Here is a 10,185-nt window from a genome sequence, read left to right as displayed (position 1 = left end):
GGTCGCCCGGCGGATCGCCGGGCGACCAGGCCCCCTTGCCGTGTCGTCGGGCGGTCAGGCCAGCGCCCAGGCGACGTCCCTGAGCAGGGCCTGCCGCCAGCCGGCCCGGTCGTGGCCCGATGCCGACCGGGACACCCGTACGGTCGCACCGGCCTGTTCCGTCAGGGCCTCGACCAGCTCGCAGTGGGGGAGCATGCGCGTCTCGTGCTCGCCCAGGTCGAAGGCGATCCGCAGTCCGGACGGGGCGGGGCTCTCGCGCAGCCGTGCGGCGATGGTGCCGCCGCGCGGACCGCCCAGCGGGTCCGGCAGGCCGGAGGCCTCCGGGGTCCACCAGAACGACCCCGACTGGCAGGCGACCCGGGACACGAGCTCCGGGAATTCGAGCGCCGCGTACATCGCGCTCAGACCGGCGAGGCTCTGCCCGGCGACCACGAGGCGGCCGAGGTCCGCGGGCACCCCGCTGTCCGCGACCAGCGGCAGCAGTTCGTCCCGTACCGCCTCCCACAGTTCGGGCCTGCAGCCGAACTCCGCCTGCCGGTCCTTGGTGGGCAGGAACACCAGCGTGGCCGGGGGCATCTCGCCCGCGTCGAAGGCCGCGTCGAAGGCCGTCATGGCCGGGTGGAGGTAGAGCCAGTCGTCCCCGTCGAGCAGCAGGACCACCGGTCCGCCGCCGCCCACCGGGTGGACCCGTACGGTGCGCTTCCCGCCGAGCCGTTCGCTCGCCCAGCGGATCCGGGTGCGCGGCAGGGGCAGTACGTCGTCCGCGCCCACGGCCGGCCAGTACGGCTGGGGCGGAGCGTCCGGGGTGGCCACGACGGACCGTTCGCCGCCGGCCCGTTCCGGGTTGAGGGGATCGGGGTACGACGATCCGTCATCGGCGAGGAACCGGTAGGTCACTCGGAGCCGTGCGGGCATGCGCACCTCGGCGTACCAGCAGTCCGTGTCGCGCCACCGGAGCAGCGCCACCGGATCCGACCAGCTCTCGAAATCGATGACCGTCGGGCTGCCGCGCCACAGGAACAGGGTGACCCAACCGCCGTCGCCGGAAGGCGCGGACGCGGGAGCCGCGGCCGCCCAGAACTCATCGGTGCCGGGCGTGGCGGGCAGGTCGAACGCGGCGAAGGGGCTCTCCGAGCCGTCCTCGGCCAGGATCCGTTCGAGTGCACGCATCGGTGCCTCCTTGTGAGGGGGAAGGGGAAACGTTAAGCTCTATAATTAGGCGAGCCTAACCTAAGTGATTGGCTCTCTTCATTCCCGATCGACCTTCCCCACGGGCTCGGCGCCCGCTGTCGGACTGCGCGCGCCGCACACCGACGCCACCCGCCGGTCCCATCGGGCTCCTGGAGGAACCCCAGTATGAGCACCAACCCGTTCGACGATGCCGACGGCCGCTTCCTGGTCCTGGTGAACGACGAGGGTCAGCACTCCCTCTGGCCCTCCTTCGCCGACGCTCCCGGCGGATGGACGGTCGCCCTCGCCGAGACCACCCGTGAGGCGTGCCTGGAGTTCATCGAGTCGAGCTGGACCGACCTCCGCCCCCGGTCCCTCGTGACGGCCGTCGAAGCCTGACCGGCACGGCCCCGGACCTGCCGCGTTCGCGGCGCGTCCGGGGCCGCGCTGCGTCCGGGCGGGCCGGCCCGGCGCCCCCGGGCCCAACGGGTGGCCGCGCGTGGCCGGTTGTCGATGGGTCGCGCGAGCGGGATCGAGCTAAATTAGGTTAGGCTAAGCTAACTGCGAAGGGGCTCCGTGTGGAGCCGCGCGCACGGCATCAGGGGGAGGGGATCGTCATGGGCCTGCCGGCCATTGGCTCCTACCCCATGCCCGACCGCGCCGACCTGCCCCGCTCCTGCGCGTCCTGGGCCATCGACCCCGGCCGCGCCGCCCTGCTGGTCCACGACATGCAGAACCACTTCGTGGGGGAGCTCCCCACGGACAGGTCCCCGGTCGTGGAACTCGTGGAGAACATCGCGGCCCTCCGCGCCCTCGCCACGGCACTCGGGATACCGGTCGTCTTCACCGCCGAGCCGGCCGCCCAGCCGCCGGGCCAGCGCGGCCTCGCCGCGGACGTCTGGGGGCCGGGCATCGGTGACGGCACCGACGCCGCCGCGATCATCCCGCCGCTCACCCCGCGGCCGGGCGAGCGCGTGCTGGCCAACGTGCGCCACAACGCCTTCCTCCGCAGCCACTTGGGCAGGCTGCTGCGTTCGGAGGGGCGCGACCAGCTGATCGTCTGCGGCGTCCACGCCCACCTCGGCGTCCTGCTGACCGCCGCGGACGCCTTCATGAACGACATCCAGCCCTTCGTGGTCGCCGACGCCGTCGCCGACTTCTCCGCCGAGGAGCACGCGATGGCCCTGCGCTGGGCGGCCCGCAGCGCGGTGGTGTGCACGACCGAGACCCTGCTCCGCGAGCTGCTGCTCGGCGGAGGGTTCCGGGACGCGCGCAAGGACGCCTGAGCGCAACCGCCGGCGCCCGGACCGCGGCGCCCGCCCGCGGGCGGTCGGCCGCCGACGGACAGCCCAACGAACCGAGAGAGAGCGGAAGAACATGACCGTACGGGTCGCCGTGGCCGGTGCCAGCGGCTACGCGGGCGGGGAGCTGCTCCGCCTGCTGAGCTCCCACCCCGGCGTGGAGATCGGTGCGCTCACCGCGCACAGCAGTGCGGGGCGTCCGCTGGGGTCCGTACAGCCACAGCTGCCGGAGTTCGCCGACCGGATCCTCCTGGACACCTCCGCCGCTTCCCTGCGCGGTCACGACGTGGTCTTCCTCGCCCTGCCGCACGGCCAGTCGGGCGCACTGGCAGCCGAGTTGGAGCCCGGCACCCTGGTGGTGGACTGCGGCGCCGACTTCCGGCTGCGGGACCCGGCGGCCTGGGAGCGGTTCTACGGCAGCGCCCACGCCGGCACCTGGCCCTACGGCCTGCCCGAACTCCCGGGGGCCAGAGCGGAATTGAACGGCGCCACCCGGATCGCCGTCCCCGGCTGCTACCCCACCGCGGTCAGCCTGGCCCTGTTCCCCGCCTACGCGGCGCACCTGGTCGAGCCCGAAGCCGTCATCGTCGCCGCCAGCGGAACCTCCGGCGCCGGACGCGCGCTCAAGACGCACCTCCTCGGCACCGAAGTCATGGGCTCCATGAGCCCGTACGGAGTCGGCGGCGGCCACCGGCACACCCCGGAGATCGCCCAGAACCTGTCCCGCGCGGCGGGCGAGGACGTGACGGTCTCCTTCACGCCCACCCTGGCGCCCATGCCCCGGGGCATCCTCGCGACCTGCTCGGCCCGGCTGAGCCCGGCCGCGGAGGCGCTCGCGGAGGACGAGGTGCGCGCCGTGTTCGAAGCCGCGTACGCCGACCAGCCGTTCGTACGGCTGCTGCCGCCCGGTCAGTGGCCCACCACCGCCGCCGTCCTCGGCTCGAACACCGCCCAGGTGCAGATCGCCGTGGACCGGGACGCCCGCAGGCTGATCTGCGTGAGCGCCATCGACAACCTGACGAAGGGCACCGCCGGTGGCGCGGTGCAGAGCATGAACATAGCCCTCGGCCTGCCGGAACGGCTGGGCCTGCCCATGAATGGAGTGGCTCCGTGAGTGTGACCGCCGCCCGGGGATTCCTTGCCGGCGCCGTGCGCGCCGGCATCAAGGAGTCCGGTGACCCGGACCTGGCCCTGGTGGTGAACCGGGGGCCGTCCCGCGCCGCCGCCGGTGTCTTCACCTCGAACCGCGTACAGGCCGCGCCCGTACGCTGGTCCCGCCGCGCGCTCGCCGACGGGCGGATCTCCGCCGTCGTCCTCAACTCCGGCGGGGCCAACGCCTGTACGGGTCCCGGTGGCGCGGAAGACACCCGGGCGATGGCGGAGCACACCGCCCGGGCCGTGGAGGCCGCCCCCGACGAGATCGCCGTGTGCTCCACCGGCCTCATCGGGGTCCGGCTGCCGATGGACCGGGTGACGGCCGGCATCGCCGCCGCCGCGGACCGGCTCTCGCCCGAGGGCGGCGAGGAGGCGGCCGTCGCGATCAAGACGACGGACTCCGTCCACAAGACGGCGGTGGCCACCGGCCCCGGCTGGACGGTGGGCGGCATGGCGAAGGGCGCCGGCATGCTCGCCCCCGGCCTCGCCACCATGCTGGTCGTCCTGACCACGGACGCCGACGCGAGCGCCGAGGTGCTCGACTCCGCGCTGCGCGCGGCGGTGCGCACCACCTTCGACCGGGTGGACTCGGACGGCTGCATGTCCACCAACGACACCGTGCTGCTGCTCGCCTCGGGCAGCTCGGGCAGCACGCCCGACCCCGCGGAGCTCACCGCGGCCGTGCACGCCGTGTGCCGGGACCTGGCGCTCCAGCTGGTGGCGGACGCCGAGGGCGCGTCCAAGGAGATCGAGGTGACCGTCGTCGGGGCGGCCTCGGAAGCGGACGCCGTGGAGGTGGGCCGCTCGGTGGCCCGCAACAACCTCCTCAAGTGCGCGCTGCACGGCGAGGACCCGAACTGGGGCCGGGTGCTGTCCGCGATCGGCACCACGTCCGCCGTCTTCGACGCGGACCGGCTGGACGTGGCCATCAACGGCGTCTGGGTGTGCCGGGACGGCGCCGAGGGAGAGCCGCGCGAGAAGGTCGACCTGTCCGGCCGCCGGATCGCCCTCACGGTGGACCTGCGCTCCGGTGACTCCTCGGCCGTCATCTGGACCAACGACCTGACGGCCGAGTACGTGCACGAGAACAGCGCCTACAGCTCGTGAACGGGGTCGGGATGACGGCGGAGACGACGCATGAGCAGGCGAAGACGCAGGCACAGGCGGAGATGGTGGCGCAGGTGCAGACGCAGGCCACCGTGCCGGCCCCCCGGGACCTGCCCTGGCAGGAGCAGCTCCAAGGCCGGACGGTCGTCGTCAAGTTCGGCGGCAACGCCATGGTGGACCGGTCCGCGCACCGGACGTTCGCCCAGGACGTCGTGGAGCTCTGGCACGCGGGCCTGCGGCCCGTCGTCGTCCACGGCGGCGGGCCCCAGATCAGCGCACTGCTCGACCGGCTCGGCCTGGAGGTGCGCTTTGAGGCCGGTCTGCGGGTGACCACGCCGGAGACCATGGACGTGGTGCGCATGGTGCTCACCGGCCAGGTCCAGCGCGACCTGGTCGGTGCCATCAACGCCCACGGACCGTTCGCCGTGGGCCTGTCCGGCGAGGACGCCCACACGATGACCGCCGTCCGGCGCCCGGCCTGGGTGGACGGCCTGCCGGTGGACATCGGCCAGGTCGGCGACATCGTGGACGTGGACGGCAGCGCCATCTCCGCCCTGCTGGAGCAGGGCCGCATCCCCGTGGTCTCGCCCGTCGCGCGCGGCGAGGACGGCCAGGTCTACAACGTCAACGCCGACCTCGCGGCCTCGGCACTGGCCGTGGCCCTCGGGGCCGACCGGCTCGTGGTGATGACCGACGTCGAGGGGCTGTACGCGGACTGGCCGCACAGCACCGAGGTGATCGACCGCCTGACGGCCGGCGAACTGGACGCACTGCTCCCGGAGCTCGCCAGCGGCATGCTCCCCAAGATGGAGGGCTGCCTGCGCGCCGTACAGGGCGGCGTCGCCCGGGCGCAGGTCATCGACGGCCGGGTGCCGCACGCGCTGCTGCGCGGGGTCCTCACCGAGGACGGACCCGGCACCACGGTGGTGCCGGACGAGGAGCCCGGGCCCGAGGGGTCCGGCGGCAAGGACGACAAGGACGACAAGGGCGAGGGGGACGGCGCGTGATCGCCGACGGCACGAGGACACCGCTCGCCGACCGCTGGCGCGCGGTGATGATGGACACGTACGGTACGCCCCCGCTGGCCCTGGTCAGGGGCGAGGGCAGCACGGTCTGGGACGAGGACGGCCGCGCGTACACGGACTTCACCGGCGGGATCGCCGTCAACGCCCTCGGGCACGCCCACCCGGCCCTGGTGTCGGCCGTTCAGGACCAGGTCGCCCGGCTCGGCCACGTGTCGAACCTGTTCGTCTCGGAGCCGGCCGTCGCGCTGGCGGAACGGCTGCTGGCCCTGCTGGACAGGCCCGGCCGGGTGTTCTTCGCCAACTCCGGCGCGGAGGCGGTCGAGGCCGCCTTCAAGATCGCCCGCCGGACCGGGCGCCCGCACCTGGTCGCCACCGAGGGCGGGTTCCACGGGCGCACCCTGGGGGCGCTGGCCCTCACCGGCCAGCCGGCCAAGCGCGCCCCCTTCCTGCCCCTGCCCGGCGAGGTCACGCACGTTCCCTACGGGGACGCGGAGGCGCTCCGCGCGGCCGTCACGGAGCACACGGCGGCGGTCCTCCTCGAACCCCTGCAGGGCGAGGCCGGAGTCGTCCCGGCGCCGCCCGGTTACCTGCGGGCGGCCCGCGAGATCACCCGCGCCACGGGCACCCTGCTCGTCCTGGACGAGGTGCAGACCGGGATCGGCCGCACCGGCCACTGGTTCGCGCACCAGGCGGAGCCGGGAGCGGAGCCGGACGTGATCACCCTGGCGAAGGGGCTGGGCGGCGGCCTGCCCATCGGCGCCACGGTCGCCTTCGGCGCCGCCGCCGGGCTGCTGACCCCCGGTCAGCACGGATCCACCTTCGGGGGCAACCCGGTCGCGTGCGCGGCCGGGCTCGCGGTCCTGGAGGCCATCGAGAAGGAAGGGCTGCTCGCGCACGCCGCGCGGGTGGGGGAGCGGCTGCGGCGCGGCATCGAGGCACTGGAACACCCCTTGGTCCGCGAAGTGCGGGGCGCCGGCCTGCTCCTGGGCGTCGTCCTCGCCGAGCCGGTCGCCGCCCGCGTGCAGGTGGCCGCGCAGGACGCCGGGTTCCTCGTGAACGCGGCGGGCGCGGGCGTCGTACGGCTGGCTCCCGCCCTGACACTGCCGCAGGAGCGGGCCGATGCCCTGGTGGCGGCGCTGCCCGCGATCCTCGACGCCGCGTAGGCCCGGGCGCACGGTGAAGGGGCGGGTCCCTCGGGGACCCGCCCCTTCACCGTCTCTCCGTACCCCCTAGAGGGCGAGGGACAGGACGCGGGCGCCGCGGGCGGGGTCCAGGGACCCGGCCCAGTCGGTCGGCGCCAGGGCCGGGGAGGCCGGGAGGAAGCCGTGGCGGAGGAAGAGGCGGCCGCTGCCGGTGGTCGCCGTGAACAGCGTGGTCAGGGAGCGGGCACGGGCCCGGGCCAACGCCGCGTGCAGCAGGCGGGCGCCCATGCCCGAGCCCTGCCGGTGGGCGGCGACGCAGAAGTTGTACAGCACGCCGGCGGCGGGGTGTTCGCGCAGCCCGACGCAGCCTTCGAGGGTTCCGTCGGGCGCCTGGGCGACGAGGAAGTCGGACGCCCGGGAGAGGTAGAGGGAGAGCGGGCGTTCGCGCAGCGCCCCCGCGTGGACGAACGGCCGGGAGAGGGCGGCGAGCGCGGAGCCGTCGTCCCGGCGGGCCGGGCGCACCGAGAACTCGGGGACCTCGTACCGGCGCAGGGCGGGGGTGCGGGGCGACAGGGTGGCGTGCGCGGCGGCAGGGGGCAGCGTGGCCGTGGTCAAGGTGTTCCTTCCTCGGTTCCGCCGTGTGCGGGTGCGGGGGCAGGGCCTCCCGGCGGAACGGTCGAGGTAAGGTTAGCCTTACCTAGCTTACGGAGCCAAGTCGGCCCGTACGGACGGCGCGTGCGGCCACGTAGCCGGGGAAGGCGGGCACGTCGGCGACGGTCCATCCCGGCGGGGCCGAGGGGGAGGCGCCGGTCCCCACGTACGTCAGGGCCGGGTTCCCGCCGAGGCCGATGCCGACTCCCTTGAGGTAGGCCTCCTTCCGGGACCAGCAGCGGGCCACCGCGGCGGGGCGCTCGCCGGCCGGCAGCGCCGACAACTCGGCGCGCTCGGCGGGATGGAGGACCTCCGCCAGATCCGAGGCCACCTGGGCGGCCAGCGCGGGGGCCGGCCGCTGCTCGACGTCGACGCCGACCGGACGGTCCGCGAAGGCCACCAGTACGGCGTCCCCCGCGTGGGACAGCGAGAAGTGCAGCGGCACGCCGGCCACGGCCGGCCGTCCGTGCGGCCCGCCACAGCCGGGGCACGGCTCGCGGAAGAAGCGCACCTGCGCCGGGTCCAGGCCGAGCCGCTCGCCCAGCAACTGCCGCAGCACGACGTGCGCGACCCGGTACTGGTCACGGTCGGCGGCGTGCCTGAACCCCTGGAGCCGGGCCCGCTCGCCGTCGTCGAGCATCCCTTCCCGCTCCCGCGCCCCCTCCGCGTACAGACTCACGCGCACCGCCCACAGCCCCGGTCCGGGCGAGGTGAGCCAGGGCCGCGCCGGGCCGTCCGTTCCGTTCCGCTCCGCCGCGTCCGTCATCCGCAGGGGCGGCCGGGGTAATCGTCACCCTCCGGGGCCCCGGCCTCGCGCATCCGGCACATGACTTCCCCGAGGAGCGTGTCGTCCACGTCGACGGGCATGTTGAACTCCCGGTCGAAGACGAAGGAATCGCCCGCGCCCGCGTGCCAGATCACCCAGCGCGGCGGCATCTCGGGTGCCTCCCACAGGGGGGAGAACCGTTCCAGGACGTTCACCTGACTGCTCACAGCTTTCCTTTGTCCGTCGCTTCGTTTCCGTCGACAAATGTCGCCACGACCTCGATCCCGGCGATCCGGGAGGCCTCGACGTACCGCGGGTCGTCACCCAGGACGACCAGGTCGGCCCGCTTGCCCGGGGCGAGGCTGCCGGCGCTGTCGTCCCACCGGCAGGCGTACGCACCGGCGACCGTGTAGGCGCGCAGCGCCTCCTCGACCGTGACCGCCTCGTCCGGCCCGACCGGCCGCCCGGAGGCGGAGAGGCGCTCGACCATGAACTGGATCGCCCGGAGCGGAGCCCCGTCCGTGACGGGCCGGTCCGAACTCCCCACGAGGGTCACCCCGTGGTCCAGGAACCCGCGCCCCCGGTACATCCAGGGGGCCCGCTCCTCGCCCATCACGTCCGCGTAGTCGTCCCCGAAGGAGTGGAGGAAGGCCGGCTGGACGACCGCGCTGACCCCCAGCCGCGCGAAGCGCGGGAGCTGGTCGGGGCGGATCAGCCCGGCGTGCTCGATCCGGTGCCGCGCGTCCGGGCGGGGCCGCAGCCGCTGCGCCTCCTCCAGCGCGTCGAGCGCGAGGTCGGCGGCGCGGTCCCCGATGGCGTGGACGGCGAGCTGCCAGCCGCCGAGGTGGCCGTCGATGATCATCCGGGTGAGGCGCTCGGGATCGTCCTGCAGCTGGCCGGTGTGGTCCGTGCCCGCGTACGGGGCCGTGAGCGCGGCCGTACGGGCCATCATCCCGCCGTCGGTGTAGATCTTGAGCGCGCCCAGCGACAGCCAGTCGTCTCCGAACCCGGTGCGCATGCCCAGGTCCAGAGCCCGCGGAACACCGTCCTCCCGGTGCGCCCCGCGCGGCCGCAACGTATCGCCCGCGGGCATGAGCTGCACCCGCAGCGGCAGCCGCCCCTGGTCCCGCAGCAGTTGGTAGGCGCCGAGCTCCACCGGGCTGTGGCCGAGCAGCCCGCCCCCGATGCCCGCCTCGGCCACGGCGGTCACGCCCTCGGCGAGACAGGTCCGGGCCGCCCGCTCGACGGCGTCGGCGATCTCGCCCTGCCCGTACGGCAGCCGCAGCGCCCGCGCGGCGGTCATGGCGGCTTCGGCCAGGAAGCCGTCCCGATGCGGAACACCGTCAGGCAGCAGCCCCAACACCGCACTGTTCACCACGCACCCGTGTCCCGAGTCGTGCATCAGGAACACCTTGCGCCCGCGGCTGACCGCATCCAGCTCGGCGGCGGTCAGATGCCGCCCCAGCGCCCGCTGGTCGTACCCCATGACATCGACCCAGGCCCCGTCCCCACCCACCGAACGGGCAACCGCCTCCGCCACCACCGCCAGCACGTCCTCGACCCGCTCGCACGGGGCGACGCTCGGGGTGCTCTGCTTCAGCCCGGTCCAGGCGAGGTGCACATGACTGTCGATGAACCCGGGCAACACGGTGGCACCCTGCAGATCGACGACCTCCCGCGCGGCCAACGAGGCCACATCCTCGTCAAGCCCCACGACCCGCCCCCGCCAGATCCCCAGCTCACGGGCCACGGGACGGTTCGGATCCATGGTGATGATGTTCGCGTTGATCAACCTCGAACACAGCATGGGCAGTCCGTCCGTCACAGGGGGAGTCGGACCGCCACGGCGGGTTCCGGGATACGCGTCA

At 74.3% G+C, this 10,185-nt stretch carries 11 protein-coding genes; 6 read left to right on the top strand and 5 right to left on the bottom strand.

The features are described 5' to 3' along the window. Positions 1-54 precede the first annotated feature (54 nt). Positions 55-1,170, bottom strand: coding sequence for an alpha/beta hydrolase-fold protein (locus AC3IX6_RS08375; protein ID WP_489369602.1), 1,116 nt, complete (start codon positions 1,168-1,170; stop codon positions 55-57). A gap of 186 nt (positions 1,171-1,356) precedes the next feature. Between AC3IX6_RS08375 and AC3IX6_RS08370 the strand changes: the two genes are divergently transcribed. The 6 genes from AC3IX6_RS08370 (at position 1,357) to AC3IX6_RS08345 (ending at position 6,921) form a co-directional block, all read left to right on the top strand. Then, entirely contained in the window at positions 1,357-1,569 is a 213-nt protein-coding gene (locus AC3IX6_RS08370) for an MbtH family protein (RefSeq protein WP_489369601.1), read from the top strand. A gap of 179 nt (positions 1,570-1,748) precedes the next feature. Continuing rightward, positions 1,749-2,456 carry an isochorismatase family protein gene (locus tag AC3IX6_RS08365; RefSeq protein ID WP_489369600.1) on the top strand — a complete coding sequence of 236 codons (708 nt, stop codon included), beginning with the start codon at positions 1,749-1,751 and terminating at the stop codon, positions 2,454-2,456. A 91-nt stretch (positions 2,457-2,547) separates the two neighbouring features. Then, positions 2,548-3,585, top strand: a complete 1,038-nt coding sequence (argC, locus tag AC3IX6_RS08360; RefSeq protein WP_489369599.1) for an N-acetyl-gamma-glutamyl-phosphate reductase — start codon at positions 2,548-2,550, stop codon at positions 3,583-3,585. Next, complete coding sequence (gene argJ, locus AC3IX6_RS08355; protein WP_489369598.1) at positions 3,582-4,733, top strand: bifunctional glutamate N-acetyltransferase/amino-acid acetyltransferase ArgJ; 1,152 nt, start codon at positions 3,582-3,584, stop codon at positions 4,731-4,733. The genes argC and argJ overlap by 4 nt, the downstream gene beginning before the upstream one ends. Before the next feature lie 62 nt (positions 4,734-4,795). Beyond that, positions 4,796-5,740, top strand: coding sequence for an acetylglutamate kinase (gene argB, locus AC3IX6_RS08350; protein ID WP_489371374.1), 945 nt, complete (start codon positions 4,796-4,798; stop codon positions 5,738-5,740). A gap of 47 nt (positions 5,741-5,787) precedes the next feature. Further along, complete coding sequence (locus AC3IX6_RS08345) at positions 5,788-6,921, top strand: acetylornithine transaminase (protein ID WP_489371373.1); 1,134 nt, start codon at positions 5,788-5,790, stop codon at positions 6,919-6,921. A 66-nt stretch (positions 6,922-6,987) separates the two neighbouring features. Here AC3IX6_RS08345 and AC3IX6_RS08340 read toward each other — a convergent pair whose 3' ends face one another. The 4 genes from AC3IX6_RS08340 to AC3IX6_RS08325 all read right to left on the bottom strand — a co-directional run bounded on the left by AC3IX6_RS08340 (position 6,988) and on the right by AC3IX6_RS08325 (position 10,124). Further along, positions 6,988-7,515 carry a GNAT family N-acetyltransferase gene (locus AC3IX6_RS08340; RefSeq protein ID WP_489369597.1) on the bottom strand — a complete coding sequence of 176 codons (528 nt, stop codon included), beginning with the start codon at positions 7,513-7,515 and terminating at the stop codon, positions 6,988-6,990. A gap of 82 nt (positions 7,516-7,597) precedes the next feature. After that, positions 7,598-8,317, bottom strand: coding sequence for a 4'-phosphopantetheinyl transferase family protein (locus tag AC3IX6_RS08335; protein WP_489369596.1), 720 nt, complete (start codon positions 8,315-8,317; stop codon positions 7,598-7,600). Continuing rightward, a complete protein-coding gene (locus tag AC3IX6_RS08330) occupies positions 8,314-8,544 on the bottom strand; it encodes a hypothetical protein (RefSeq protein WP_489369595.1) in 231 nt (76 codons plus the stop codon). The genes AC3IX6_RS08335 and AC3IX6_RS08330 overlap by 4 nt, the downstream gene beginning before the upstream one ends. Next, positions 8,541-10,124, bottom strand: coding sequence for an amidohydrolase (locus AC3IX6_RS08325; RefSeq protein ID WP_489371372.1), 1,584 nt, complete (start codon positions 10,122-10,124; stop codon positions 8,541-8,543). Before AC3IX6_RS08325 ends, AC3IX6_RS08330 begins: the two co-directional genes overlap by 4 nt. Between the last annotated feature and the right edge of the window lie 61 nt (positions 10,125-10,185).

It is taken from the genome of Streptomyces sp. GL_141 (assembly GCF_057834385.1).
The sequence above is the reverse complement of the archived record's forward strand: the minus strand, read 5'-3'. Positions and strand labels throughout refer to the sequence as shown.